The organism is Paraburkholderia franconis, from assembly GCF_009362735.1.
In the GTDB taxonomy this organism is placed as follows: Bacteria; Pseudomonadota; Gammaproteobacteria; order Burkholderiales; family Burkholderiaceae; genus Paraburkholderia; species Paraburkholderia franconis.
Genome location: NZ_WHNP01000022.1, coordinates 26,395 through 52,192, shown reverse-complemented (window position 1 = coordinate 52,192; position 25,798 = coordinate 26,395). Strand labels below are relative to the sequence as shown.

Annotated in this window: 21 protein-coding genes and 2 pseudogenes; 9 read left to right on the top strand and 14 right to left on the bottom strand. The window is 63.6% G+C overall.

What is annotated here, in order from left to right:
- Window positions 1–20 precede the first annotated feature (20 nt).
- A pseudogene (locus tag GCT13_RS23060) lies at window positions 21–278 on the bottom strand (Tar ligand binding domain-containing protein); the annotation flags it as partial.
- A gap of 250 nt (window positions 279–528) precedes the next feature.
- On the opposite strand from GCT13_RS23060, the gene hmpA reads away from it, so the two are divergent.
- The gene (hmpA, locus tag GCT13_RS23055; RefSeq protein ID WP_152761974.1) at window positions 529–1,743 is read left to right on the top strand and encodes an NO-inducible flavohemoprotein; all 1,215 of its coding nucleotides are present in this window, start codon (window positions 529–531) and stop codon (window positions 1,741–1,743) included.
- Window positions 1,744–1,823: 80 nt separating this feature from the next.
- Here the strand turns inward: hmpA and GCT13_RS23050 are convergent, their stop codons facing one another.
- Window positions 1,824–2,579 carry a COG4705 family protein gene (locus GCT13_RS23050; RefSeq protein WP_152761972.1) on the bottom strand — a complete coding sequence of 252 codons (756 nt, stop codon included), beginning with the start codon at window positions 2,577–2,579 and terminating at the stop codon, window positions 1,824–1,826.
- A gap of 231 nt (window positions 2,580–2,810) precedes the next feature.
- Here GCT13_RS23050 and GCT13_RS23045 point away from each other — a divergent pair, with 231 nt between their 5' ends.
- The gene (locus tag GCT13_RS23045; RefSeq protein ID WP_152761970.1) at window positions 2,811–3,086 is read left to right on the top strand and encodes a DUF6566 family protein; all 276 of its coding nucleotides are present in this window, start codon (window positions 2,811–2,813) and stop codon (window positions 3,084–3,086) included.
- Window positions 3,087–3,101: 15 nt separating this feature from the next.
- Here the strand turns inward: GCT13_RS23045 and GCT13_RS23040 are convergent, their stop codons facing one another.
- The 4 genes from GCT13_RS23040 to GCT13_RS48510 form a co-directional block, all read right to left on the bottom strand.
- Entirely contained in the window at window positions 3,102–5,396 is a 2,295-nt protein-coding gene (locus tag GCT13_RS23040) for a xanthine dehydrogenase family protein molybdopterin-binding subunit (protein ID WP_227746960.1), read from the bottom strand.
- On the bottom strand, window positions 5,393–5,875 hold the full coding sequence (locus GCT13_RS23035; protein ID WP_152761968.1) for a (2Fe-2S)-binding protein: 483 nt from the start codon (window positions 5,873–5,875) through the stop codon (window positions 5,393–5,395). Before GCT13_RS23035 ends, GCT13_RS23040 begins: the two co-directional genes overlap by 4 nt.
- Window positions 5,872–7,197 (bottom strand): c-type cytochrome, encoded by a 1,326-nt coding sequence (locus tag GCT13_RS23030; protein ID WP_152761966.1) that lies wholly within the window; start codon window positions 7,195–7,197, stop codon window positions 5,872–5,874. The genes GCT13_RS23035 and GCT13_RS23030 overlap by 4 nt, the downstream gene beginning before the upstream one ends.
- Before the next feature lie 170 nt (window positions 7,198–7,367).
- Window positions 7,368–7,508 carry a hypothetical protein gene (locus GCT13_RS48510; protein WP_193727737.1) on the bottom strand — a complete coding sequence of 47 codons (141 nt, stop codon included), beginning with the start codon at window positions 7,506–7,508 and terminating at the stop codon, window positions 7,368–7,370.
- A 278-nt stretch (window positions 7,509–7,786) separates the two neighbouring features.
- On the opposite strand from GCT13_RS48510, the gene GCT13_RS23025 reads away from it, so the two are divergent.
- Window positions 7,787–8,935 carry a porin gene (locus GCT13_RS23025; RefSeq protein ID WP_152761957.1) on the top strand — a complete coding sequence of 383 codons (1,149 nt, stop codon included), beginning with the start codon at window positions 7,787–7,789 and terminating at the stop codon, window positions 8,933–8,935.
- 31 nt (window positions 8,936–8,966) lie between these two features.
- On the opposite strand, the gene GCT13_RS23020 is transcribed toward GCT13_RS23025, so the two are convergent.
- Both GCT13_RS23020 and GCT13_RS23015 read right to left on the bottom strand, forming a co-directional pair.
- Window positions 8,967–9,551, bottom strand: a complete 585-nt coding sequence (locus tag GCT13_RS23020) for a Crp/Fnr family transcriptional regulator (protein ID WP_227746959.1) — start codon at window positions 9,549–9,551, stop codon at window positions 8,967–8,969.
- 126 nt (window positions 9,552–9,677) lie between these two features.
- A pseudogene (locus GCT13_RS23015) lies at window positions 9,678–10,307 on the bottom strand (ketopantoate reductase C-terminal domain-containing protein); the annotation flags it as partial.
- Between the two features lie 195 nt (window positions 10,308–10,502).
- On the opposite strand from GCT13_RS23015, the gene GCT13_RS23010 reads away from it, so the two are divergent.
- Window positions 10,503–12,146, top strand: a complete 1,644-nt coding sequence (locus tag GCT13_RS23010; RefSeq protein ID WP_152761951.1) for a fatty acid--CoA ligase — start codon at window positions 10,503–10,505, stop codon at window positions 12,144–12,146.
- Window positions 12,147–12,320: 174 nt separating this feature from the next.
- Here the strand turns inward: GCT13_RS23010 and GCT13_RS23000 are convergent, their stop codons facing one another.
- Both GCT13_RS23000 and GCT13_RS22995 read right to left on the bottom strand, forming a co-directional pair.
- On the bottom strand, window positions 12,321–15,053 hold the full coding sequence (locus GCT13_RS23000) for a LuxR C-terminal-related transcriptional regulator (protein WP_152761949.1): 2,733 nt from the start codon (window positions 15,051–15,053) through the stop codon (window positions 12,321–12,323).
- A gap of 662 nt (window positions 15,054–15,715) precedes the next feature.
- On the bottom strand, window positions 15,716–17,047 hold the full coding sequence (locus tag GCT13_RS22995) for an aminotransferase-like domain-containing protein (protein ID WP_152761947.1): 1,332 nt from the start codon (window positions 17,045–17,047) through the stop codon (window positions 15,716–15,718).
- Between the two features lie 90 nt (window positions 17,048–17,137).
- Between GCT13_RS22995 and GCT13_RS22990 the strand changes: the two genes are divergently transcribed.
- Window positions 17,138–17,734, top strand: coding sequence for a DJ-1/PfpI family protein (locus tag GCT13_RS22990; RefSeq protein WP_152761945.1), 597 nt, complete (start codon window positions 17,138–17,140; stop codon window positions 17,732–17,734).
- A gap of 64 nt (window positions 17,735–17,798) precedes the next feature.
- A complete protein-coding gene (locus GCT13_RS22985) occupies window positions 17,799–17,957 on the top strand; it encodes a LysR family transcriptional regulator (protein WP_227746958.1) in 159 nt (52 codons plus the stop codon).
- Here the strand turns inward: GCT13_RS22985 and GCT13_RS22980 are convergent.
- Window positions 17,940–18,731, bottom strand: coding sequence for a hypothetical protein (locus GCT13_RS22980; RefSeq protein ID WP_152761943.1), 792 nt, complete (start codon window positions 18,729–18,731; stop codon window positions 17,940–17,942). The genes GCT13_RS22985 and GCT13_RS22980 overlap by 18 nt on opposite strands.
- Before the next feature lie 250 nt (window positions 18,732–18,981).
- Here GCT13_RS22980 and gcvA point away from each other — a divergent pair, with 250 nt between their 5' ends.
- From gcvA to GCT13_RS22965, 3 genes are all read left to right on the top strand, one after another.
- A complete protein-coding gene (gene gcvA, locus GCT13_RS22975) occupies window positions 18,982–19,890 on the top strand; it encodes a transcriptional regulator GcvA (protein ID WP_152761941.1) in 909 nt (302 codons plus the stop codon).
- A gap of 278 nt (window positions 19,891–20,168) precedes the next feature.
- Window positions 20,169–20,417, top strand: a complete 249-nt coding sequence (locus GCT13_RS22970) for a helix-turn-helix domain-containing protein (RefSeq protein ID WP_152761939.1) — start codon at window positions 20,169–20,171, stop codon at window positions 20,415–20,417.
- A 2-nt stretch (window positions 20,418–20,419) separates the two neighbouring features.
- On the top strand, window positions 20,420–21,763 hold the full coding sequence (locus GCT13_RS22965) for a type II toxin-antitoxin system HipA family toxin (protein WP_152761937.1): 1,344 nt from the start codon (window positions 20,420–20,422) through the stop codon (window positions 21,761–21,763).
- Window positions 21,764–21,786: 23 nt separating this feature from the next.
- Here the strand turns inward: GCT13_RS22965 and glcF are convergent, their stop codons facing one another.
- Genes glcF through glcD form a run of 3 tightly spaced genes read right to left on the bottom strand, consistent with a single transcriptional unit; the run spans window position 21,787 to window position 25,707 of the window.
- Window positions 21,787–23,070: a glycolate oxidase subunit GlcF gene (gene glcF / locus GCT13_RS22960; protein WP_152761935.1), complete on the bottom strand. Its 1,284-nt coding sequence runs from the start codon at window positions 23,068–23,070 to the stop codon at window positions 21,787–21,789.
- Window positions 23,071–23,083: 13 nt separating this feature from the next.
- Window positions 23,084–24,208, bottom strand: a complete 1,125-nt coding sequence (gene glcE / locus GCT13_RS22955; RefSeq protein ID WP_152761933.1) for a glycolate oxidase subunit GlcE — start codon at window positions 24,206–24,208, stop codon at window positions 23,084–23,086.
- Entirely contained in the window at window positions 24,208–25,707 is a 1,500-nt protein-coding gene (gene glcD, locus GCT13_RS22950) for a glycolate oxidase subunit GlcD (RefSeq protein ID WP_152761931.1), read from the bottom strand. The genes glcE and glcD overlap by 1 nt, the downstream gene beginning before the upstream one ends.
- Window positions 25,708–25,798: the final 91 nt, after the last annotated feature.

Here is a 25,798-nt window from a genome sequence, read left to right as displayed (position 1 = left end):
TAGTAGCCTTGCGCCGCCGCGACGGCGGTATCCTTGTCCGCGGGATTCGCAGAGAGCGCGATGTAGGCCCGGCTCAATGCGCGACGGGTCTTCAGATTGTTGATATATACATCCTTGAGGTGGACGGTTTCGGCGTTGAGGGTATTGATCTGCTCGGACAACGCATTGGTCCTCGTCAGAGAATAGATACCGAACAACGCGGTCGCCAGAACCAGCGTCCCGAACAGCGCGAGCACTGTGATAAAACCCGTTCGCACGGGCAGATCTTTCAATTTCATGATTGTCATTTTCGAAAATGAGCCGTGAGTCCGGCTCGTCACGAGCGCGAGAGGCAGCAACGTAGTGCCGCGGCTTTGTTGGCGGGCGCTTAATTGAAAACTTGATAGGCGGCCGATGCGTGTGGCGATGGAAAATCGGCCCACGTCAGCCTGTTTCGATCATCGGGAACGCAGCAGGACCAGCGCGGGCGCGGCATCCCGTATGCGGCGAACCCGCGATGCAATGTGACCACCACAGATGGAGGGAACGATGCTCACACAGCGGACGAAGGACATTGTCAAGGCGACGGCTCCCGTGCTCGCCGAACATGGCTACCCGATCATCCAGCGCTTCTATAGGAGGCTGTTCGACGCGCATCCCGAGTTGGAGAACGTGTTCAACATGGCGCATCAGGAGCAGGGGCAACAGCAGCAGGCGCTCGCGCGCGCCGTCTATGCGTATGCGGAAAATATCGAAGACCCGGGCAGCCTGTCGGCCGTGCTGAGGAACATTGCGAACAAGCACGCGAGCCTCGATGTGCGTGCCGAGCACTATCCGATCGTCGGCGAGCATCTGCTCGGCGCGATCAAGGACGTGCTCGGCGACGCGGCCACCGACGAGATCGTTTCGGCGTGGGCGCAGGCCTACGGCAATCTCGCGGATGTGCTGATGGGAATGGAAAGCGAACTGCGCGAAGAGACAGCCGCGCAGCTGGGCGGCTGGACGGGCTGGCGCACGTTCGTCGTGAAGGAGAAGCGCCCTGAAAGCAGCGTCATCACGTCATTCGTGCTCGAGCCCACGGACGGCAAGCCTGTCGTCAACTTCGAGCCGGGCCAGTACACGAGCGTCGCGGTGCGCGTGCCCGCGCTGGGCCTGCAGCAGATTCGCCAGTACAGCCTGTCCGATATGCCCAACGGCAGGACGTACCGGATCACCGTCAAGCGCGAAGCGGGTGACGCGCAACGGCGCGAGGGCTACGTGTCGTCGCTGCTGCACGAACAGGTGAAGGTCGGCGACGAACTGCAACTCGCGGCGCCCTACGGCAGCTTTCATATCGACGTCGATGCGAAGACGCCGATCGTGCTGATCAGCGGCGGCGTCGGCCTCACGCCGATGATCAGCATGCTCAAGCGCGCGATCCAGGACCCGGGGCGCCGGGTCGTGTTCGTGCACGGCGCGCGCAACAGCGCCGTCCACGCGATGCGTGACAAGCTCAAGCAGACGGCCGCGACGCATTCGAACTTCCGCGCGATCATCTTCTACGATTCGCCGCTGCCCGCCGACGTGGAGGGACAGGACTACGACCATTCCGGCTTCATCGAGCTCGACCGGATTGCGAGCGAGGTCATGCTACCCGACGCCGATTACTACATCTGCGGGCCCATTCCGTTCATGCGCATGCAGCACGACAAGCTGAAGAGCATGGACATCCACGAATCGAAGATTCACTACGAGGTGTTCGGGCCGGATCTGTTTGCCGAATGAATCGCATCGGCCATCGGCTGCGATAACGCGTTACACGCCGCGCGGCGTGATGAACGTCGCGTCGCGCGATGGATTGGCCGCTAGTGCGATGCCTCAGCGGGCCGCTGCCTGAACACCGACCCGCAGACCAGAATGAACAGCACGAGCGCAATCGACGCGTTATACCGGCTCATTGCAAGACCGCCGTTGGCGATCGGCTTGTCGAGGAAGTCGCCGACCACGGCGCCGAGCGGCCGGGTCAGGATGAACGCGGCCCAGAAGAGCAGCGTCCGCGGAATCTCCGTTGCGTAATAGGCGATGACGAGCACGAGCAGCAATCCGCCGAAGATCAGCGCGGCACCGGAATAGCCGACGCCTGCCGTGTCGGCCGTCCAGTCACCCAGCGCGGTGCCGAGCGTCTGCGAGAACATGATCGTGACCCAGTAGAACACTTCGGCCTTGCTCGACGACACTGTCGTAACGGATACCGAACCCATCGTGCGGTACCAGATGAAGAGCGAGGCGAGCAGCAGGAACACGAGCAGCGTGCTGCCGCCCGCATATCCGATGCCGAGCGATCGATCGACAAAATCCGCGAGTGTCGTGCCGACCGTCGTGGTCGCGATGATCGTGACCCAGTACAGCGCGGGGCTGAAGCGCTCCGCTTTCATTTGTGCAACGACCGCTACGAGAAATATCGCGGCGAAGATGATCGTGCCGATCAGATAACCCAGGTTCATCGACATCGAGACGGCATCTCCGCCCGTTTCGCCGAGCGTGGTTGCGGCGATCTTGATGATCCAGAACGCTAGTGTGACTTCGGGAACCTTGACTATCGCGTTGTTCGTTTTTTCCATGGCTTTAGCGTGAAATTCAGTTAGGGCACGGTGGTTGAAATTACAGGATTCGCCGGTTGCTATCGTCGACTGCTTGTCGAACCAATGCGCAAATCGGCGAGCTGCCAGCAGCGCAAGGCGACAGGCTACGCGATGTTTTCTTAACAAACCCTTAGTGTCGCGACACTTTTGCGAGGGGCACACCGCTTGCTCGCCGAAAGCAGGCTCCCGTTTCAAATGAGGTGACGACTCATGAACCCATCCATGACCTCGGCCGACGGCGCATGCTATGAGTACCACGGCTATACGGTGACGGTCGGCGCGACGAGCCAGGACGGTGAGAACTGGCTACCTGCGATCGATGTCGAACGCGACGGACAACAAGTGGAACTCGACGCGCCAGAAAGCGCGGTCCCGTTTTGGGCGACTCGCGCCGAAGCACTTCGCGCGGGCATCGAACGTGCGCGCTATCTGCTCGACCGGCGCGATGGCCTGCTCGACGAGCGCAATCCGGGACGCCGGGGCTGATTGCAAACCCACATGCTACGCTTTCAGTGCGTTCTTCGATTGCGCTGCAAGCAACGGCAACTCGCGCATTCTCACGCCCGTCGCATCGCAGATCGCATTCGCAAGCGCCGCAGCGGCCGGACCTTGCGCCGCTTCTCCCACGCCGAGAAAAGGCAAGCCCGGACGATCGATCAACACGACCTCGACGCGCTTCGGCACCGATAAAAATCGCATGATCGGATACGTGCTCCAGTCGGCGCTCGTGATGCGCTGGTTGTCGAAACGCGTCTCTTCGAACAGTGTCCAGCTGCTCGTCTGCAGGATGCCGCCTTCGATCTGATTGCGCACGCCATCCGGATTGACGATCTGTCCGCAATCGACAGCTGTTACCACGCGCTCGATGCGAACCTCGCCGGTATCGCGCATGACGGTCACTTCCATCGCGATCGCAAGGTATGCCATCAGGTTCTTGTATTGAGCGAACGCGAAGCCGGTGCCGCGCGGACTCGTGCCCGTTTTCTCGATGCGTGCCGCGCGCGGTTGCCAGTCGAATTGTTTGGCCGTCGCCCGAATGACATCGAGTGCGCGCGGATCGTCGAGATGCCTGACGCGAAACGCGACGGGATCGGCGTGCGCCGCGCTGGCGAGTTCGTCGATGAAACTCTCGATCGCGAATACGTTCATGTGCGCGCCGAGCGAGCGCATCGCGGACACGCGTATCGGCATGTCGGGCAGAAAGTGATGCTGCACATGCAGGTTCGGCGCACGGTAAAGCGGAATGCTGTTGCGATCGCCGCCGCCTTCGGGCATCGGAATCGGCTTGGGCGGCGCGGGTGTGAACGGATGTTCGAGCAGTTGCGCAGCCAGCAGACGACCCGCATTCTCGATGCGGTTGTTGTGCGTGTTGCTCCACAGCTCGTAACGCCAGTCGACGATCGAGCCACCGGCGTCGAGCGATGCGCTCGCATCGACGATCATCGCGGGGCCGAAAGGCTCCCACGTGTGTTCCTGCTCGCGCATCAACTGAACGCGAACGGGACGTCCGGGCAGCTCGCGCGCGATCAGCGCTGCGTCCGCGGCGACGTCGTCGGCGCCGTTATGGCCATAACAACCCGAGCCTTCGACATGCACGCAGCGCACCTTGTCGCGCGGCATCGAGAGCAGTTCGGCGAGGCCCGCGCGCAGCGGATAGACGCCCTGCGTGTGGGTCCACACCGTCATCATGCCGTTGTCCAGATGGGCGACGGCACACGATGGCCCGATCGAGCCGTGCGTCAGATAGGGCTTCGAATAGCGGGCTCGCAGCGTCGTCGCCGGCGCGGCGGCGGAAGCGTGTTGTTCGGCCACGGCGATCTCTTGCGCCGGCAGGCTCATCAGCACGTCGTGAATCTTCGCGGGATCGGGCAGAGGCGGCCCGGCTTGCCATTGCGCGGCGAGCATCAGCTCGCGCATCGCGACGATCGCGCGCCATTCGTCATCGGCGGCCACGGCGAGATAGCTGCCGTTGCGCACGACCTTGACGACGCCGGGCAGCGCTTCGACGCGCGCGGTATCGACGGAAGCGAGCGTCGCGCCATAAGCCGGCGGCCTGACGACACGTGCATGCAGCATCCCGGGCAGACGCAGGTCCTGCACATAGCTCGATCCACCCGACACCTTGCCGGGAATATCCACGCGCGGCAGCGTGCGGCCGATCACCGCGTAATGCGCGGGCGCTTTCTTCGGCGCATCGGGCTGCGCGTTCCGATGCAGGTTCGCATGGCGGACGGCTTCGCCATACGTGATGCGGCGCCCATCCGCCGCGACGATCGCGCCATCGCGCGTCGTGAGTATCGATGCGTCGACACCCAGCTGCGAGGCCGCGCTCGCGACGAGCAGCGCGCGCACTTGAGCCGCCGCGTTGAGGATCGCGGTGCCGCTGTCCGCCATGGTGTGGCTGCCTGCCGTATAGCCCTCGTTCGGCGTCGCGCCGGTATCGGCGGTGATCAGGTCGATCGCATCCGGCGACAGGTCCAGTTCTTCCGCGGCGAGCTGCAACAGGGCCGTGCGAACGCCCGTACCGAGCTCCGCCTTGCCCGTGCATGCGCTCACGCGGCCGTCGGGATCGATCTTGATCCACGCATCGAGCAACGGCGTGGTCTTGAGGCTGCCGGGCAGCTTCGGGGCACTTGCGTTGAAGGTTCCCGCTTCCGTCGTGGTCTGCGCGAGCGCGGCCGCGCCGGGCACGATCGCGAAACTCACCATCAGCGAGCCACCGACGAGGAAGCGGCGCCGTCCCGCATCGCTTGGCGCGCCATCGGAAGCGGTCGAATAGCGGTGATCGTTGCTCATGACTTCGCTCCGTCGTCCGCCTGCGATGGAGGCGCCGCCACTTCGCGGATCGCGGCGAGTATCCGCATATGCGTGCCGCAGCGGCACAGATTGGGCTGCATGTGGCGGCGAATCTGTTCGTCGGTCGGATGCGGCGTTCGGTCGAGCAGCGTCTGCGCGCGCATGATCATGCCCGCGATGCAGTAGCCGCATTGGGCGGCTTGCTGATCGATGAAGGCTTGTTGCAGCCGTCCTGGATGCTCCGCCGTGCCGAGCCCTTCGACGGTGCGCACCGGCCGTTCGCCGACGGCCACGACGGGCATCAGGCACGAGAATACGGCTGCGCCGCCGACGCTGACCGTGCACGCGCCGCATTGGCCGAGTCCGCAGCCGAACTTCGCGCCGTTCAGCTGCAACTGGTTGCGCAGCACATAGAGCAGCGGCGTGGACGGATCGACATCGAGTGTGTGACTGACTCCATTGACGTTGAGCGTGATCATCGTTGTGGGCTTTCCTTTCGAAGACGGGCGACCGCGTCGGCATCGAGCGAGGGCCATTGGCCGCGTGCGGTGAAGCGCGTGCGCGTGTAGTTCGCGAGATCGGCGATTTGCGCATCGGTGAAGGTGCTTGCGAACGGCGGCATGAACTGCGCTGAGGCGGTGTCGTCCCAGTCGATCCCATCGAGGATGATACGGACCATATTGCGCGGGCTGTCGGCATTGACGGCCGTGCCCAGCGACAGCGACGGATGACCCGAACCGCCCGATATCGGCGCGCTGTCGCCGTGGCACGATGCGCAGGCCGCGACGAACAGGCTCGCGCCGTTTCCAGGCTGGGCCGCAACGCTGACGTGCGAGATGGAAGAAGGGGAATTCATCGAAGAAGCGGGCGCATCGCCTGGCGCAGCGCGCGCATTCGGCTGCAACGCGATCAGATAAGCGGCGATCGCCTGAACGTCCTCTGCGGAAGCGTCGGCGAGCAGGCGCGTGACGGGGCGCATCGGACCGGCCGACGCGCCGTGTTCGCTGGCGAAGCCCGTGCGCAAGTAGCCGACGAGCTGCGCTTGGGTCCAGGCCCTGGGGCGCGTCGAGAGATTCGTCAGCGCAGGCGCATCCCAGCCCTCTATCGTGCCGCCTTGCAATGCGCTGTCGCGCTGCTCCGCGCCCAGGCCGTTGAGGGGCGTGTGGCATGCGCCGCAGTGGCCGACACTGTCGACGAGATAGCGCCCGCGCGCGACTTCCGGATCGGCAGTGCCGGACGATGGTTCGTCGGGACCGGGATGCAGATACAGCAGGTTCCACGCGGCCATGATCGGCCTGAATCCGAGCGGAAACTGCAACTCGTTTTTCGGCGTGCGTGCGTTGACGGGTTCGCGGCTCATCAACCACGCATAGAGCGATGCGATGTCCGGGTCGCTCATGCGCGTGAAGTGCGGATACGGAAACGCGGGATAGAGCAGATGGCCATCGCGCGAAATGCCGTGCCGCATCGCGCGCGTAAATGCGTCGAGTGACCAGAGGCCGATGCCCGTGTCCTTGTCGGGTGTGATGTTGGTCGAATAGATGACGCCATACGGCGTTTGCAATGGCAGTCCGCCTGCGAACGGTTGACCATCGGGCGCGGTGTGGCAGCCGATGCAGTCGCCGATTGCCGCGAGCTTCGCGCCGCTCGCGACGGCCGCCGCATCGCCGGCGGGCGCCGAGGGCATCGACACGGGTTCCAGGCGGGATTGCCACGCATGCGCGGCGCGGCCACCGTATGCAGTCACGAGCGCAAGAACGACGATGGTCGCGCCTGCAACGAATATGCGTCTACCTTTCATCCGGCCTCCAGTGCGCAGCATGCTGCGTTCGAGGAAACGCTACCTATGATGCCTGAGGCGAGAAAAAGTATCTGCGGACGTGGAAGTTCGTTGCGCCGATGTGTGTCAGCTAGCGGTTTGCGCAACTTGCGCATCGTGTTCCGGCGCGCGCAGCGCGATGTCGATCGACGCTACTGCACGGCGACTGCGAGCTCGGCTCGCAGGTCCTGCAGCACCGCGAACGTTTCTCTCAGTTGCCCGACCGGTTCGGCTGAGGCTGGCGTGAGCGCCATCCGCACTTCATCGGAGATGCGGCCTTCGAGAGACAGCATTGCCTTGTCTTTACACCGATTTTAGAAGCGGCCCGCAAGATTCTCCATTGCGGCCAAGTGACGGCCTAAAGCCGGTGATCACCCGATCTCATTCGGCGTCTCAGGAAGCGCCCGCCGCCAATTGTAAATTTTCTGGCAGTTGCCGCGATTTTTTCCGGGCAACGTATGGGTGTGGCGCGAAGCCCTGATTGCAGCCAGTCCCGATTGCGATGAAATTGCCGTCGAATTCGAACATATATTACGCAGTACAACATAATCATAATGGTTGGAGACGCAGCATGATGAAGGTAAGGAGAGTGTTCTGCAAAACCGCCCGGAGAGGCGGCATATTGGCGGGCGTCATATCGACAGCCACGCTTTACGCCGTCCCAGCGAGTGCGCAATCACTGGTGACTTTCTATGGCGTTGTCGATACTGGCATTCGCTACACGACTCACGCCAACCTGAATGGCGATTCAGCCATTCGACTCGCTAACGGCGGAGCGACAGAGAGTACTTTCGGATTCAAGGGAACGGAAGATCTTGGCGGCGGCACGAAGGTCGTGTTCCAGCTCGAGGATCGCTTCTTCCCGAACTCCGGTGTAATCGATCCGGCCTATCCCTTCTTCAATACGGCTCTCGTTGGCCTGCAATCCAGCAGCTATGGCAAGTTGACGATGGGTCGTCAGCTCAATCCGCTTTCTGATGCGGTACTGAGCGCCTTCGTGACTAATCCATGGTTGCCGACCTTCTATCAGTTTCGTCCGGAAGTCATGATGGCGCAGGGCGTATGGACCAGCAACATGGTCAAGTACGCCGCGCGATGGCAATACCTGACAGCCGAGGTGTCGTATGCGTTTGGCGGCAATGCAGGCGCGTTCGGTGCGGGTAGTCAGATTGGCGCGTCGCTTCTCTATTTGCCTGGCGAGCCGTTGCGCCTTGGTGCTGCATACCTTGATTCGCGCGACGCGGTCAACTCGTCGGCGCACCTCAAATCGTGGACGGCGGGCGGTTCATATTCATTCGGCAATACCACGCTGATGGCCGGCTGGGCGGTGAACCGGCAGGACAATGGCTTCGTCGGCAATTTCCCCAATGGACCATTTAGCCAGCCGGAACTGACCGCGCTGAAGTTCAACACGTTCAGTTCCCGCAAAATGTTCTTTGGCGGAGTCACGCAGCAGGTAGGCGATGCAACGCATCTTTCGGCTAACGTGTGGCGCACGATCCAGACCGGAAAGACACAGTCCGCCGATGGGAACTCGACGCAATTCCAGTTGCTTGCGGACTACAACTGGTCGAAACGCACGGATACTTATCTCGAAGTCGACTACTCGCTTTATCGCGGCGGAATGGTCGGTGCGCAGTTCCAGGGCATCAATGGCTTGAGCTCCGCGTTCGGTACGACGCAACTGGGCATCATGGCCGGGTTGCGTCATATGTTCTAGGCTAGTGGAACGCGGGCGGGAGCGATCGTTGTCATTCCTGAAAAGAGGACAGCACGTCTTTCGAGCAAATTTCGATTCGACCATACCGGAGAGCGATCGCTCCTTTCTCGGCCATCGCCTTGAGTTCCAGCGAGAGTGTCTGGCGCGTGATGCCGAGCATCATCGCAAGCGTGTCCTGCGAGACCTCGACATCCGGGCGACTCTGCGACAGCATGGTCACGTCGCCCGACGCGAGCAGTAGCAGCCGGCGGGCAATGCGCGCACGCGTCGAATGCAGCGTCGCATCTTCGACCATGCGATAAAGCCAGTTCATATGGATCGACTGCAACCCGGCGATCGCGTGGAAGAAGGCCTGATTCTTCATCAACTCGTCGAAGGCCCGTGTCCGGACGACGAATACGCTGGATCGCTCGAGCGCGACGACATCGCGCAGGCGCGGGTGTCGGGCGGCCATGCTGGTTTGCCCAAACCAGTTGCCGGCCTCGATGACGGCGAGGATCGCTTCCTTGCCGTCTTCGCGAAGCGTGCAGGCCTTCAGCCTGCCGCGTTCGAGGCCGAAGAATCCGTTGGGCGCATCGCCGCAGCGGAACGCATACTCGCCGGCGTGTAGCGTCATCGGCTCGCACCGGCGCATGAGCGCCTCTTGCATTGCAAGCGGCAAAGAGCTGAACCACAGGTTTGTCCGCATTGCTTCGGACGTGTCCGTCATGAGCGCCATGTGAGTCGATGAAAGCGCTACCCGCTACGCAGGCAAGAGCTGGGTTTTTGTCAAAGCGCCGCTCGATGCAGCGCGCAGTTCGGACAACAGCGGGTCGCCCGTCCACGAAGGACGCACTTTGCTTCGCTCGGCGTCGTGCGCGAGTTCGCAAAGCAGTTTGTTGACGGGCGCATTGAGCCCGAGACGGCGCGCGAGCTTCACGACTTCACCGTTGATCCAGTCGACTTCCGTTGCGCGTCCCGCCTCGAGGTCGTCGGACATCGACGAGCGCGCCAGCGGATCGATGGTCAGCATCGCGCGACCGAGACGCGCGAACCGTGCATCGGGCAGGCCGAGGAAATGCGGCATCCACGCGGGCGGGACGGGCGTCGAGCGGGCCGGACGAATGCCGGCCCGCGCGAGCAGTGCGAGCGCTTCTGACTGCGCCATCCCGAGGCAGCGGCGATACGCGGGTTGCGCAAGCTCTTCCTTCAACGGCCGGTTTGCCAATGCGTTGATTGAATTGTTCAGATTCAGCAGCAGTTTCACCCACTGCACGGGCAGCATGTCGGCGTGCATGACGAGCGGCAGTCCCGCCTTCGCTCCTGACACCGCGTTTGCAGCGCCATCGCAGCGGGCGCCGGCCTGCCTGCTGCTGCGCCGCCCCGTCTCGCGATCCGGCAAGACCCCGCTGCATGCATTCTCAAGCCGCATTTTCCCCAGGCTGCCTCGTCCTGTGGCTCCCCCGTTCAGGGGATGTTGCTTCCCTCCGGACAATTCGATGATGGTCTCACTCGGGATGCACCAGGCGCGACACGCATCGACGGACCTGTGCCTACCCGACTCATCACCCGATTTCAGGAGACATCGATGCAGGACGCCGGGCGCGATTCGACGCCATCCCCTTACGCCTATCCGCTGCTGATCAAGCATCTGTTGCACACGCCGTTCGTTCAGGCGCCCGACCAGGAAATCGTCTACCGCGGCGATTTGCGGATGACCTACACGACGATGCGCGAACGCATCGCACGGCTCGCCAACGGTCTGCATCAACTGGGCGTGCGCCACGGCACGACGGTGGCCGTGATGGACTGGGACAGTCATCGCTATCTGGAGTCATACTTCGCGGTTCCGATGATGGGCGCCGTGCTTCAGACGGTCAATGTGCGGCTGTCGCAAGCGGAGATCGCCTATACGATCAACCACGCGGGCGCAGAAGTGCTGTTCGTTCACAGCGATTTCCTGCCTGTCGTCGAAGCAATCAAGGATCAGCTTCACACGGTCCGCACGTTCGTATGGATCGACGAACCGGGCAGCGACGCGTGCGCGCACGCCATCCCGTTCGCGACGGAATACGAGGCGATGCTCGCGGCGGGCGCAACGAGCTACGACTTTCCCGACTTCGACGAGAACACCCGCGCGACGACGTTCTACACGACGGGAACGACGGGCTTGCCGAAGGGTGTTTACTTCTCGCATCGTCAACTGGTCCTGCACACGATCACGCTGATGGCCGCGCTGTCGAGCCCGGTATCGGGTCAGCGCTTTCATCGCGGCGATGTCTACATGCCGCTCACGCCGATGTTCCATGTGCACGCGTGGGGCATGCCCTATATCGCGACAGTGCTGGGCGTGAAGCAGGTCTATCCGGGCCGTTACGTGCCCGAGCGTCTCGTGCAACTGGTGCGCGACGAAGGCGTCACGTTTTCGCACTGCGTCAGCACGATCCTGCACATGCTGCTTTCGTGTGACGAAGCGAAGCATGTGGACCTGAGCAAATGGAAGGTCGTGATCGGTGGCGGCGCGCTGCCGCACGGTCTCGCGCGCGCCGCGCTCGATCGCGGCATCGATGTATTCACGGGCTATGGCATGTCGGAGACATGCCCCGTGCTGAGCCTTGCACAACTCCAGCCGCACACGGAACCGCTCGATCTCGATGAAGAAGTGCGCCTGCGCTGCAAGACCGGTTATCCCGTGCCGCTCGTCGAGCTGCGCATCGTCAACGAACAGATGGAAGATGTCGCGCATGACGGCAACGCATACGGCGAAATCGTCGTGCGCGCGCCGTGGCTGACGCAGGGCTATCTGAACAATCCGGAAGCGTCTGCGCAACTGTGGGCGGGCGGCTATCTGCATACGCAGGACATCGCGAACATCGACACCTCCGGCAACGTCCAGATCACCGATCGCATCAAGGACGTCATCAAGTCGGGCGGCGAGTGGATTTCTTCGCTCGAAATCGAGAGCCTGATTTCACTGCATCCGGACGTCTCGGAAGTCGCGGTGATCGGCATCAAGGACGACAAATGGGGCGAGCGTCCCGTTGCGCTCGTGGTGCTCAGGCAGGACGCGGTGGTCACCGAAGACGACATCCGGCAGCACGTGATGGGCTTCAGCAAGACAGGGCAGATCTCGAAGTACGCGGTTCCGCAGATCGTCAAGTTCGTCGACGTGCTGCAGAAGACGAGTGTGGGCAAGACGAACAAGAAGTGGTTGCGCGAGCAGTTCGCCTGACACGTCGCAAAAGCTGGAACGCAGGTGAAGTGAGCCGGAAGATCGAAGCCGAAATCGGTCGCGACTTGCAGTACGTGCGGATCAACGGCGTTTGTCGGCGGCATGATGGGTGTGCTGATTCACGCGGCCACACCCGGCGTCGCGCGATGAGACGCGTTGTTTCATCGCGTTGTTTCAGCCAGCCGCAACCAGTCCCAATGCCTGCGCGCGCGCAACGGCTTGCGCCCGCTTGTCGACATCGAGCTTCACGAAGATGTTCTTCACGTGCGTCTTGACAGTCTCAGGCGCGATCCCGAGCGTGCGCGCGATTTCCTTGTTCGATTGCCCTCGCGCGATCAGCTCGACGATGCTGCGTTCCCGCGTGCTCAACGGCTCGCGTCCGGTGTCGCGGTCCGGCGTCGCGCCGGGCTCGTACAGCGTCCGCGAGCCATCCAGCAGACGGTCGATATAGGCGATGGTGTCCTTCGTCATTGATGCGGCGCGCGTGTCGTCGCGCGCTGCTCGCAGCAGCAGCCCGATTTCCGGCCCCTGGTCGAGAATCGAGCGATAGATTTCGTGATTGGCATTCAGCACGTCGCGAAAGATCTCGACTGCGCGCGCCTCTTCGTTCGCACGCTGCCAGACGAGCGCGAGCACAGTGCGCAGGCGCAACGCGAGATAGTCGTTGTGCCGGCTTTCGACGCTTCGCAACGCGGACTTGAGCGACTCGACGGCTTCGTCTGTCCGGTGCTGCGCCATTGCCAGCGACGCCACCGCAACCGCGCGGAATGTTTCGATCTCCGGTGACGCCGGTTTCGAAGCGGCGGCGCGCGTGTCCACCAGCTGATCCAGCTGGGCGACACATGCCGACGCTTCCGTGACCCTGCCTTCCCTGAGATAGAGCCGTGCACGCTCTGCGTGGACGCCCGCGATCATCCGGTCCCAACGCCGTGTATAGCCGAGTGCCTGCGCGTGATCGAGCAGCGCATAAGCCTGCTCGAAGTCGGCGCGCGAGATGGCGACGCGCACCAGCACCCGATACGCGAAGAACGTGCTGTCGAGCAGAACGGCCAGGTCGATGACGGGCATCAGGTCGACGAGCATTGCTTCGGCTTCGTCGAGCCGCCCCTGCTCATACCAGATCTGCGCGATCATCGGCGTGCATAGCGCGGCAGCAATGGACTTCGGGCCCGAATGTCGCTCGGCGAGCTGGATCGACTCGGTGAAGTAGCGTTCCGCGAGCACGAAGTGCATCTGCTGCATCTCCGCGTGACCGAGCAGGCACAGCCGGTAGACGGACGCGAACACGTTGCGGTGGTCTTCGTCGATGGAACTGGGAATCCACGGCGTTGCATACAGCGCGCCGAGGTTGCCAGCTTTCCAGTGCCCGAAGCGCACGACGTTGGATGCGACGTTGGTGGTCCAGCTGTCAATGGGCGGATGCTCGAGACAGCGTTGCGCGATCCCGAGTGCGCGCGGCGCATCATCCTGCAAACCGGCGATCACCGAGCGGATCGCCCGGCATTCCCAGCCGATCTTTTCTGCGGTCTCGTCCGTGACTGCGCTTGCGTCGCGCTCGATGTCGTCGAGCATCGTCAGCGCTTCGTCGAAACGCATCGCGAGCGCCATGCCCCATGCAATCGCGAGCGTGACCTTGATCTGCCCGCGCATCAGATGCGCCGGGAACTGGCGCTGCCAGCCGAGCAGCGTGAGCAGGTCGCCCTTCGCGACGAGCGTCCGTGCGCAGTGGCCCACGAGGGAGACGGCGTGTTCCATGTCGCCCGCGGCTATCGCATGCTTGACCGCGTCCGTCCATTGCTTCTGTTCGGCGTACCACTGGCATGCGCGGCGGTGCAGGTCGGCCAGTTCTTCGCGATGCTGGATTTCGAGCCGACGCAGCAGGTACTCGCTCATCAGATGGTGATAGCGAAACCAATGTCCTTCGATGTCGAGCGGTTCGAGCAGCAACTGGCGTGCGGAGATCGTGTCCAGCATGCCGTGCTCGGCGGCAATGCCCGTGACGGCTTCGCACAGCGGCGCGCACAGGCGATCGAGTATCGACGTGCGCAGCATGAAGCCGACCATGTCGGCCGGCAGGCGCTTGAGCATGTCTTCGAGATATGCCGCGAACGGCCGCGAAGCGCCGGATAGCGGGCTCACGTCCTGAGCGAACCTGCCTTCGTCACGCGAAAGTACCGAGGCGGAAATGCGCAGTGCGGCCGCCCAGCCTCCCGTGCGCGCGAACAGCGACTTGACGCTGGCCGCGTGCAGGCCGCCGGGGCATTCGCGTTCGACAAAGCTGCGCGTTTCGTCGAAGTTGAAGCGCAAGGCGGCGGCATCGACTTCGAGCAGATCGTTCTTCGCGCGCAGTTGCGCGAGCGGCAGCGGAGGATCGGTGCGCGTGCAGAGCACGACATGTGTGTTCGACGGGATATTCGCGATGAAGTACGACATCGCATCGTGAATCGTGGGCAGGCTGATCGCGTGATAGTCGTCGATGAAGAGATACACCTCGTCGTCGACCTCGACCAGTTCATTGATCAGCGTCGATACGATCGACTGTGTGGGCAGCAGCGACGCCTCGGTCGTCAGACTGATCGCGGATGCGCCGACGCCGCTACACGCGTTGCGCAATGACTGCGCGAGATGATGGAAGAAGCGCGCGGGCTCGTCGTCGTCGATATCGAGCGAAAGCCAGGCGATGAAAGCGCCGCTCGCCGTCAGCCGGTTGAGCCACGTGAGCGCCAGCGATGTCTTGCCGAACCCCGCAGGCGCCTTGATGACCGTGAGCCGCTTGCATTCTGCCTTGTCGGCCAGCGCGACGAGCCGCGGCCGGTCGATCAAGCCGGCGGGCAGGCGCGGCGGACGGACCTTCGTCGCGAGGAAGAGTGGTGGGCACGTGGTGGGCACCCGTTCTATCACGTGCATCGGCTGCTCCTGGCGTTCCCGTTGAACCTGACTGCCATTTTCTGTTCTTGCGATCGCGTTCTCCTGTCAGGGAAGATTGCGCGGCGCCACGTTGAGACGCCACGCATACCGTGTGGCGTTCGATGTCTCCTGCGAAATGATACGCCCAACGCTTTCGAATCAGGGGACGTGTCCGCTGCATCGGAAGTCAATGGCCATTGATTGTCGCCTCTCCCTTCCGGCGAAGCACCTCGGTGGCCGTGCTAGCATTCTTGCGACAATCACCGGGGAAGACGCATGGTGCAATTTGCCATCGGTCGAAGCGAGTTGCTGAGAATCATCAACAACTTTCTCCGAACCAAAGTCAGATGCGCGAACTGCCGGGTAGTGGCGATAGTCGATGATGCCCAGTGGTCCTGCGGGACAAACTGGAAGATTCAAGGCTTCACATGAACGGGGAGCGACAACGAGCGAGTCGGCTGTGAAGATGCGGTGAAGGAATTCATTGCGGCCTTGCAGGCGAGGTATGTGGTATTCGACCGCTCGATCAATTGTGTTTGAGCGGCACATGACGCACGCTCGGATACACGGTCCGGATCGTCAATTCCATCGCGCGGCACGACGGCAACAGCTGACATTGGTCGCTTCGTCGGCGAACTGGAGCGCGGCGTCGCGAGTCGCGATCAATAGGTATGGTCCGCGATGACCCGCGCCACGGTTTCCAGAGACCGCCTGAGTGTGTCGAGGTCGACGGAGCCGAGCGCCAACCGGATGGCGTGAGGCACGTGAGCCGACGTCGAAAACGGCTGGGCCGTCGACACCGAAACGCGCTCGCGCATCAACGCCATCGCAATCGTGTCCGCGCGAACCTCCTGCGGCAGAGGAAGCCAGACGAAGTACGACGCGGGATGACTGATCCGCTTGAGCCGGTTCAGAACTTCGGCGGCGAGGCTTTGACGTATCGTGGCATCCTGCCGCTTCCCGGCTTCGAGCCGGTCCACCGTGCCGTCCTCCATCCAGCCGCACGCAATGGCCGTCATGGTCGCCGGCGTGTTCCAGGTCGTCGCCCTGATCGTCCGTTCGAGCCTGGCAATCCATTCGCGCGGTGCACAGACGAAACCGACACGCAGACCCGTCGCGACACTCTTCGACAGACTCGACACATACACCGTCGTCTCCGGAGCAAGCGATGCCAACGGAGGCGGCGCGCCTTCGGCCAGGAACGCGTAGGCGGCGTCTTCGATGAGGATCAGTCCGTGGTGTCGAACGAGAGCGACAAGCTCCCGACGTCGCGTTGCGCTCATCACCCAGCCGAGCGGATTGTGCAGCGTCGGCATCGCGTAGACGGCGCGTACTCGCCGTCGCTTGCACAGGGCCGCCAGTGCGTCCAGATCGGGTCCGCGCCCGGCGGCCGGGATTGACGCGAGTTCCAGACGATTGGCCTCGGCGGCCAGCTTGAATCCCGGATAAGTCAGCGCATCGACGGCCACCACGTCGCCGGGTTCGAGTAGCGCCATGGCAGTCGTCGTCAGCCCGTGCTGCGCGCCGCTCACGAGCAACGTGGTGTCGACGGTTGCTGGCACTCCCCGGCTGTCCAGGTGACGCGCGACCGTCGTCCGCTCGTGCTCGCGCCCGCCGTGCGGCTGATATCGAAGCAGGGACTCCAGATCGCCCGAGGCCGCAAGCTGACGCAGCGCTGCCCTGAGAAGATCGGTCTGGCCCGGCGCAGACGGATAGTTGAAGCTCAGGTCGACTACGTCCGCGCTCCACGCAGGCAGGTCAATGCCTTCGCCGCGTGGAAGAGGCTCCTTGACGAATGTGCCGCGCCCAGCTTCGCCGCTCGCCAGACCCATTGCTTGCAGCTCCGCGTAGACACGCGTGGCCGTGACCAGCGCCAGACCTTCGCGAGCAGCGAGGTCGCGGTGCGTCGGCAGACGTGTCCCCGGACGCAGGCGGCCTGCACGGATGTCGGCCGCGAGGCGGTCGACCAGTTCTTTGTAGCGAGGCTGAGGCATGCCGCAATGTATCCATGACAATTATTTGATTGTATTGGTTATCGTCCTTACCATGAAGTGATACAACGTCTCCACCCACACGAGGACGCCATGCACATCGCCATACTGACGTTTGAAGGCTTCAATGAACTCGACTCGCTGATCGCATTCGGCATCCTCAACCGGGTCAGGACGCCGGGATGGCGGGTGTCGATCGCGACTCCGTCCGCGAAGGTGCGTTCGATGAACGGCGTGGTGCTGGAGGCGCAAGCGTCGCTGAAGGACGCATGCGAGGCCGACGCGGTGCTGGTCGGCAGCGGAATACAGACCCGTGACGTTGTCGGCGATGCCGCGTTGATGTCGCAATTGAAGCTCGATCCGACGCGCCAGCTACTAGGCGCGCAATGCTCGGGCACATTAATACTCGCGAAGCTGGGCCTGTTGAACGGCGTGCCGGCCTGCACGGATCTGACCACCAGACCGTGGGTCGAAGAAGCGGGTGTAGCGGTGCTGAACCAGCCGTTCGTGGCGAGGGGAAACGTCGCGACGGCGGGCGGCTGTCTGTCGTCGCAGTATCTGGCGGCGTGGTTCATCGCGCGTCTGGAGAGCGTCGAGGCTGCACGCAGCGCGATTCACTACGTTGCGCCAGTGGGAGAGAAGGAGACATACGTAACGCGCGCGATCGCGAACATTTCGCCGTTCCTCTGAGATGGGTCGCGCCTGTCCAGTCCGGATCGATTGATGGATTGCTTGACGCGTCATGTGACGCGCCATGGACCTCAGCCTGATCGGCTTGCTCGTCGAGATCGTCGAGTCGCGCAGCCTCAGCGCCGCCGCGTGCAAGCCCGGCATGACGCGCGCCAACATCAGCCAGCGGGTCAAGCTGCTCGAACGCGAAACGGACATTGCTAATTCATCGCACTCGCGCTGACTCCGCGGACACGGTGGCGGGAACGCGCATCCGGTACAACGAGACGGCTTGTATCGCGAGCGTGCAGACAATCGCTCCACCGTAAGCGGCAAGCAGATTGAACCGCGTCAACGTCAGGCCTAGCACATAGAAAAACGCGGCAAAGGCGAGAAGTCCCGCCACCATGCCGCGCAACACTTGCTGCGCGGCTGCGTGGCCGATCATGCGATGACTGAAAACGGCAAGAATGATCCCCATGAACGGGAACGACGCGAGCACGCCGCTCGCTTCCGGTCCGACGTAAGGCGCGGTCAACGTCACGCTGACGACGAGGCCGGCAATGAGCGCCATACGTGTCGGCAAATCCCACCACGGCGCATCGAGCCTGCCCGCTTTTGCTGTCGTGTTGGGGATGACGCTGAGCGCAAGCATGGCGGCCAGGACGGCGACAAGAAAGAGGCCCGTTTCCGGTAGCGCGATGTGCTGTAAAAGACCGGCGACGATAGAGAACGTCGCGCAAGCGCCAGCGAGGGCCACGGGCCATCCCTGGGCCGCCAGTCTGCAATAGACAAGGCAAAACGCCGCTTGCGCAGCGGTCGCGACCAGCGACCCCGCCGTAGCCTGCGCGGCAAAGGCAGATCCATGCTCGAGCGTCAGGAAAACTGAGATCGGCCCCGATGTGAGCGGCAGTGCGACCAGAAGGCCGCCGATCGCCTCGCCCCAGCGGCGAACGGCCATAGATGCAGCCAACAGCAACAGCGGCGTAACGATGAGCTTGAAAGCAAGAAGATTCATGATTTGCGAACAATGAAAAGGATGCCGGCTTTGGAGGCCGCGCGCGGGGCGAATCCGCGACAGAGATTAAGCGAGCGTGGTTCCGACGACAACGAAATCACCCACCCGGACGCGATCGAAGCGCCAGCCGGTACATCCAGGCCAAGGGCGCGTCCACCGCTGCTGTGTGTAGATATTGGGGGCCGCGGCTCCGGCTGACAAACCATTTGTCGTCATATAATACGTGAGTGAGACTCACGCATATCTATCTATGTTCGACCGGCTTCCTCCTCTGCAAACGCTGCGCGCCTTTGAAGCAACGGGGCGGTTATTGAGCATGACGCTGGCGGCGGAGGAACTGCACGTCACGCACGGCGCAGTGAGCCGGCATATCAAGACGCTCGAAGGTCATCTCGGCGTCGCGCTGTTTCAACGCCTGACGCGGCGGATCATCCTGACGGAAGCCGGCGCGGAGTTTCTGCTGATCGTGACTCGCGCGCTGGGAGAGCTGACAAGAGAGGCGGAACGCCTTCGTGCCCATGACAATGTCGCGCGCCTGAAGATCAACGCCAGCGTTTCGTTCGCGAACAAGTGGCTCGCGCCACGGCTGCATTGGCTGAAGGCGCTGCACCCGGAACTCGACGTTCATCTCGATGTGACCGACACCTATGTCGATCTGAATGACAGAGAGGTGGATGTGGCGATACGTTACGGGAGCGGTCGCTATCCACGCGTCCTCGCCGAGCGGATTCTGGAAGAGACCGTGACGCCCGTTTGCAGTCCTGCCTATCGGGAGAAAAAGGGGGGATTGTCGTCTGTGGCGAGTCTTGCCGGTTGTACCTTGTTGCACGAGGACGGCATGCTGGCCAACTGGGAGCAATGGTTCGCGCTGACGGGAGTAAGCAGCGTGCGTAGCGATCGCGGTTCGGCGTACAGCCACGGGAGCCTGGCCATTGAGGCGGCGATTCGCGGCGAAGGCGTCGCATTGGGGCGCAGCGTGATCGTGGCGGACGATATTGCAGCCGGACGTCTGGTTGCCCCGTTCCCGCAGTTTCGTCTCAAGGCCGAGCGCGGCCATGACCTCGTCTATCGCATCGGGAGCCGGCACGACCCCAAGGTGTGCGCGTTGCGCGACTGGCTCGCTGACGAAATCCGGCTGTTTCTCTCGCGCGCGGGTTGATTGTCGAGCGCTCGCCAGCACGTGACTGGGCGCGGCCTGCGCCTCGAACCAGTCGAAATCTGAAGGCTCTTGCGCCTCGCCGCCGGATTGGTATCGCCAGACATTCCGGGATGATGAGGGTGCCTGGACGCCCGCGCGCAAGGGGTGAATCGCGACGACTACGCATTACCTGTAAAACAGTTAATCGTCATTTACCCGTATAGCAGTTATCTTGCAATTACCCGTTTTGCGAGTAAAATGCACTTACCTGCCATACAGGTATTCCGCAAGCCGCCTCGATGAAACGCACGCTGATCACTCCGCACCAGCTTGGCCAGATCCTTCGCACCGCCCGGCGCACGAAAGGGCTTTCGCAGGCCCAGGCGGCGTCGCGGGTGGGCCTGAGCCAGAGCCGGCTGTCGGCGATGGAGCTCAATCCCGACTCGATCACAACAGCGCAACTCTTCACATTGCTGGCAATGTACGGCCTCGAACTGGCCGTGCAGACGCGGCCCACGCGCGCGGAGCCGTCGAAGGAGGACTGGTAGCCATGGGCCGGCCGTCTCACGCGCGCGCGCTGTCGGTGTGGACCAACGGGCTGCGGGTCGGCACGTGGCGCATTCCGTCGCGTGGCGATATGGAGCTTCAGTACGATCGCGGCTGGATGACTTCATCCGCCGGACGGCCGCTGTCGCTGTCGCTGTCGTTCGGCATCGACGATGCGCCGTTGCGCGGCGAGCGCGTTCGCAACTACTTCGACAACCTGCTGCCCGACAGCGAGCCGATCCGGCGGCGCCTCGCCACTCGCTTCAGGACGGCCACCACCGACGCCTTCGATCTGCTCGAAGCCATCGGACGCGACTGCGTGGGCGCGGCGCAACTGCTGCCGGAAGACGCGCAGCCGGAAGGGTACGACCGCATCGACGGCACGCCGATGTCGGACGAAGAGGTCGAACAGACGCTGGCGCGCACCGTCGCGTCGGGCGGCCCGGGCGCGGGCGGCGACCACGACGACTTTCGTATCTCGCTCGCGGGCGCGCAGGAAAAGACGGCGTTTCTCCGGCACGACGGAAAGTGGATGCGCCCGCATGGCGCAACGCCTACCACGCACATCTTCAAGCTGCCGCTGGGACTCGTCGGCAACAAGAAGGCGGACTGGACGACGTCCGTCGAAAACGAATGGCTGTGTCTCGCGCTCTTCAGGGCGTTCGGTTTGCCCGTGCCGAACGCCGACATCCTGACGTTCGGCGAGCAGAAGGTGCTGGCCGTCGAGCGCTTCGATCGCCGGTTGCATCCTTCGGGACAATGGATCTTGCGGCTGCCGCAAGAGGACTTTTGCCAGGTGCTCGGCAAGCCGTCGCATCAGCGGTACGAAGCGGACGGCGGCCCCGGCATGGTCGACATCGCCGCCGTGCTGCGCCAGTCGGAGCGGCCCGACGCCGACCTCGCGACGTTCCTCACCACGCAGATTCTGTTCTGGATGCTCGCCGCGCCGGACGGCCACGCGAAGAACTTCAGCGTGCACCTGTTGCCGGGCGGGCGCTACGCGCTCACGCCGCTATACGACATCATGTCGATCTGGCCCGTCGAAGGCGACGCCGGCAACCAGTGGTCCTGGCACAAGGCGAAGCTCGCGATGGCCGTCGCGGGCAAGAACCGGCACTACCTGATGAAGGACATCCAGCGTCGCAATTTCAACGCGATGGCATCGCGCTGCTTCTACGGCCCCGACGCCGAAACGCTGATCGGCAGACTGATCGAGGACGTGCCCGCCGCCATCGACAAGGTCGCCGCCACGTTGCCCGACGGTTTTCCTGCGCGTGTCGCGGAGCGCATCTTCGGCGGACTGCGCGCTTCGGCCGACCGGCTCGCCGAGATGCCGCCGGGCATCTGAGCGGCCTGCGCGTTAAGCGGTTTTCACGCAGGCTCGGCGGCCGCGCTTTTGCGCATCGAACGCGCCTGCCCATTCGACGCGTCGAGCGCTTCCTCCACCAGTTCGATCCAGTGACGCACGCGCGTTCTGCCCGCGCCATCCAGATGCATCTGGCAGCCGATGTTCGCCGTCGCGATGACGTCCGGCTGTCCGCTTTCGAGCGCGGCCATCTTGTTGTCGCGCAGCTTCTGCGCGAGCTCGGGCTGCGTGATCGAATACGTGCCCGCCGATCCGCAGCACAGATGTGCGTCGGGCACGGATGAAAGATCGAAGCCGAGCCGCGTGAGCACGCTTTCCACCGCGCCGCCGAGCTTCTGCGCGTGCTGCAGCGTGCAAGGGCAGTGGAATGCGATGCGCGCCGCCACGGCATCGTCGGCGGGCTGCAAAGCGTCGAGCGGCTCGGCCGCCAGCACTTCGACAAGATCGCGCGCGAGCGCGCTCACGCGCGCGGCCTTCGCGGCGTAGACGGGATCGTTGCGCAACAGGTGTCCGTATTCCTTCACGAACGCGCCGCAGCCGCTCGCCGTCTGCACGATCGCTTCGGCGCCTGCTTCGATCGCGCGCCACCATGCGTCGATGTTGCGGCGCGCGCGATCGAGTCCCGCGTCCTGCGCGTTCAGGTGATAGTCGGTCGCGCCGCAGCAGCCCGCTTCGCTGACGGGCGTCACGCTGATGCCCAGCCGGTCGAGCACGCGCGCCGCCGCCGCATTCGTATTTGGCGAAAGCGACGGCTGCACGCAGCCTTCGAGCATCAGCACGCGCCGCGCGTGACGCGGCGCCGGGCGCGGCTTCGCGGGCACGGCGGCGCGCGTCGGAATCTTCGCCTGCACGGTAGCGGGCAAGAGCGGCCGCACTGCGCGCCCCGTCTTGAGCAGCGCATCGAACACGGCGGGCCGCGGAATCACCGCGCGCAGGCCTTTGCGCGTCAACCGTTCGCCGACAGGCCGTTCGACGCGGCGCTCCAGCTCGGCGCGTCCGATGTCGAGCAGCCGGTGATACGTGACGCCCGATGGACATGTCGTTTCGCAATTGCGGCACGTGAGGCAACGGTCGAGATGCAGTTGCGTCTTATCGCTGACGGGCTCGCCTTCGAGCAGTTGCTTGATCAGATAGATGCGCCCGCGCGGCCCGTCGAGTTCGTTGCCGAGCAGTTGATACGTCGGGCACGTCGCATTGCAGAAGCCGCAATGCACGCACGAACGCAAGATGCTTTCCGCTTCCGCGGCGTCGGGCAGCGCTTTCGCGTGAGAGTCGAGATTCGTTTGCATGATTGCGTCCGCTTCAGAGGTCGGCGTACAGGCGGCCGGGGTTCAGCACACCGCTCGGATCGAGACGGCGTTTCAGTTGATGCTGATAGCGCAGCAGCGGCGCGGCGAGCGGGTGAAACGGCTCGCGCTCCGGCGATGGCGTGAAGCACGTCGCGTGTCCGCCTGCCGCATGCGCGAGCTGGCGAATGTCGGCGGCTTGCGCGTCGCTCCTGAGCCAGCGTTGCGCGCCTGCCCAGTCGATCAGCACGTCGCCGGGCAGCGGCATTAACGGCGTCGCATTCGGCAGCGACAGACGCCACAGCGGCCTCGCGTCGGTACCGTTGTCGAAAAACGGCAGACGATGATCGCGCAGCGCATCCCAGAACGCGCAGTCGATTTCTTCGCCGCCGATCCGGTCCACTGCCGACTTCACCGATCCGCTTCCGCCTTCGAGCCGCACATGCAGCTTGCCGTCGAGATAGCTCGCGCCCGTCACGGGCAGCGCGGCCTTGCGCCATGCCGACAGTTCCTGCATCGCTTCGTCAGCGCCGAGCGTGAGCGCGAACGTGCGCCGCTCGCGCGGCTTCGGCAGCACTTTCAGCGACACTTCCGTCAGCACGCCGAGCGAACCGAAACTCCCCGCGAGCAGACGCGACATGTCGTAGCCCGCGACGTTCTTCATCACCTGGCCGCCGAAGCGCAGATGATCTCCATCGCCCGTGATCACGCGGCAGCCGAGCACGAAGTCGCGCATCGAGCCCGCCCACGGACGGCGCGGCCCCGACAGGCCGCTCGCAACCGCGCCGCCTATCGTTCCCGACCCGGTTCCCGACCCGGTTCCCAACCCCGTCCCCAACCCCGTCCCCGAGCCGTTGAAGAGCGGCGGCTCGCACGGCAGCATCTGGTTCGCGTCGTCGAGCACGGTGTTCAGTTCGGTGAGCGGCGTGCCCGCGCGCGCCGTGATGACGAGTTCCGTCGGGTCATACGCGATGATGCCGCGATGCGTGCGCGTGTCGAGTTCCTCGCCTTGCACGTCGCGCCCGAGAAAACGCTTGCTGTCGCTGCCGCGAATGCGCAACGGCGTGTGCTCCGCGATCGCGCGCTGGACTTGTGCGATGAGGCGCGCGCTGTCGTCGGTTGAATCGAATTCGCGTCGCATCAGAAGCGCTCCAGCTCGGGAAACGGCAGCTTGCCGTGATGGATGTGCATCGCGCCGAATTCGGCGCAACGATGCAGCGTCGGAATGTTCTTGCCGGGATTGAGCAGACCGTCGGGATCGAACGCGGCCTTTAGCGAATGGAACAGCGTGAGTTCTTCGCTGCTGAACTGCACGCACATCTGGTTGATCTTTTCGCGTCCGACGCCGTGTTCGCCCGTGATGCTTCCGCCCACTTCGACGCACAGTTCGAGGATCTTCGCGCCGAGCGTTTCGGCGCGCTCCATTTCGCCGGGTGCATTCGCATCGAACAGGATCAGCGGATGCATGTTGCCGTCGCCCGCATGAAAGACGTTCGCGACGCGCAGGCCATATTCGTTCGACAGCTCAGCGATGCCGCGCAGCACGCGCGCCAGCTCGCGGCGCGGGATCGTGCCGTCCATGCAGTAGTAGTCGGGCGAGACGCGGCCCACGGCAGGGAACGCGTTCTTGCGGCCCGCCCAGAAGCGCTGACGCTCGGCTTCGTCCTTCGCGATGCGGATGTCGGTGGCGCCCGCTTCGCGCAGCAGCGCACCGACGCGATTGCAGTCTTCCTGCACATCGGATTCCGCGCCATCCAGTTCGCACAGCAGTATCGCTTCGGCGTCGACGGGATAGTCCGCATGAATGAAGTCTTCTGCGGCACGAATCGCGAGGTTGTCCATCATTTCGAGGCCGCCCGGAATCACGCCCGCGCCGATGATCTGCGCGACGGCGTCGCCCGCTTTCTCCACGTCGTCGAAGCTCGCGAGCAGCACCTTCGCGCTCTGCGGCTTGGTCAACAGCTTCACCGTGACTTCCGTGACGATGCCGAGCATGCCTTCGGAACCCGTCAACAGTGCGAGCAGATCGAAGCCGGGCGAGTCGAGCGCTTCGGAGCCGATCGTCAGACGCTCGCCGTCGATGGTCAGCACTTCGAGCTTCAGGATGTTGTGCACCGTCAGGCCGTATTTCAGGCAATGCACGCCGCCCGCATTCTCGGCGACATTGCCGCCGATCGAGCAGGCGATTTGCGACGACGGATCGGGCGCGTAGTAGAGGCCATGAATCGCGGCCGCCTGCGAGATCGCAAGATTGCGCACGCCTGGCTGCACGCGCGCAATCGACGCTTCAGGGTCGATGTGCAGGATGCGGTTGAAGCGCGCCATCACGAGCAGGATGCCTTTTTCGAGCGGCAGCGCGCCGCCCGACAGACCCGTGCCCGCGCCGCGCGCGACCACGGGCACCTTGCGCGCGGCCGCGAATTTCAACAGCGCTTGCACCTGCTCGATCGAGTCGGGCAGCGCGACCATCATCGGTGTCGTGCGATAGGCAGAGAGGCCATCGCATTCGAACGGGCGCAGGTCTTCCTTGTCGTGCAGCAGCTGCATGCCGGGCACGAGGCGTTGAAGCTCGGCGACCAGCGTGGCCTTGTCATGCGAGGGAAGCGTGCCGTCGATCCGTTCGTCGTAGGCATAGCTCATCGGGTGTCTCCATGAGCGCGGGGACTGGCTTCCACGCGCCGCTTATCCATGTAGCCGCCGATTGTTCCCGTTTCGCCTTCCGCTGTCGATG

Coding starts and splice junctions, on each gene's coding strand:
- hmpA (WP_152761974.1), top strand. CDS start 529: ATGCTCACACAGCGGACGAAGGACATTGTCAAGGCGACGGCTCCCGTG.
- GCT13_RS23050 (WP_152761972.1), bottom strand. CDS start 2,579: ATGGAAAAAACGAACAACGCGATAGTCAAGGTTCCCGAAGTCACACTA.
- GCT13_RS23045 (WP_152761970.1), top strand. CDS start 2,811: ATGAACCCATCCATGACCTCGGCCGACGGCGCATGCTATGAGTACCAC.
- GCT13_RS23040 (WP_227746960.1), bottom strand. CDS start 5,396: ATGAGCAACGATCACCGCTATTCGACCGCTTCCGATGGCGCGCCAAGC.
- GCT13_RS23035 (WP_152761968.1), bottom strand. CDS start 5,875: ATGATCACGCTCAACGTCAATGGAGTCAGTCACACACTCGATGTCGAT.
- GCT13_RS23030 (WP_152761966.1), bottom strand. CDS start 7,197: ATGAAAGGTAGACGCATATTCGTTGCAGGCGCGACCATCGTCGTTCTT.
- GCT13_RS48510 (WP_193727737.1), bottom strand. CDS start 7,508: ATGCTGTCTCTCGAAGGCCGCATCTCCGATGAAGTGCGGATGGCGCTC.
- GCT13_RS23025 (WP_152761957.1), top strand. CDS start 7,787: ATGATGAAGGTAAGGAGAGTGTTCTGCAAAACCGCCCGGAGAGGCGGC.
- GCT13_RS23020 (WP_227746959.1), bottom strand. CDS start 9,551: ATGACGCTACACGCCGGCGAGTATGCGTTCCGCTGCGGCGATGCGCCC.
- GCT13_RS23010 (WP_152761951.1), top strand. CDS start 10,503: ATGCAGGACGCCGGGCGCGATTCGACGCCATCCCCTTACGCCTATCCG.
- GCT13_RS23000 (WP_152761949.1), bottom strand. CDS start 15,053: ATGCACGTGATAGAACGGGTGCCCACCACGTGCCCACCACTCTTCCTC.
- GCT13_RS22995 (WP_152761947.1), bottom strand. CDS start 17,047: ATGCCTCAGCCTCGCTACAAAGAACTGGTCGACCGCCTCGCGGCCGAC.
- GCT13_RS22990 (WP_152761945.1), top strand. CDS start 17,138: ATGCACATCGCCATACTGACGTTTGAAGGCTTCAATGAACTCGACTCG.
- GCT13_RS22985 (WP_227746958.1), top strand. CDS start 17,799: ATGGACCTCAGCCTGATCGGCTTGCTCGTCGAGATCGTCGAGTCGCGC.
- GCT13_RS22980 (WP_152761943.1), bottom strand. CDS start 18,731: ATGAATCTTCTTGCTTTCAAGCTCATCGTTACGCCGCTGTTGCTGTTG.
- gcvA (WP_152761941.1), top strand. CDS start 18,982: ATGTTCGACCGGCTTCCTCCTCTGCAAACGCTGCGCGCCTTTGAAGCA.
- GCT13_RS22970 (WP_152761939.1), top strand. CDS start 20,169: ATGAAACGCACGCTGATCACTCCGCACCAGCTTGGCCAGATCCTTCGC.
- GCT13_RS22965 (WP_152761937.1), top strand. CDS start 20,420: ATGGGCCGGCCGTCTCACGCGCGCGCGCTGTCGGTGTGGACCAACGGG.
- glcF (WP_152761935.1), bottom strand. CDS start 23,070: ATGCAAACGAATCTCGACTCTCACGCGAAAGCGCTGCCCGACGCCGCG.
- glcE (WP_152761933.1), bottom strand. CDS start 24,208: ATGCGACGCGAATTCGATTCAACCGACGACAGCGCGCGCCTCATCGCA.
- glcD (WP_152761931.1), bottom strand. CDS start 25,707: ATGAGCTATGCCTACGACGAACGGATCGACGGCACGCTTCCCTCGCAT.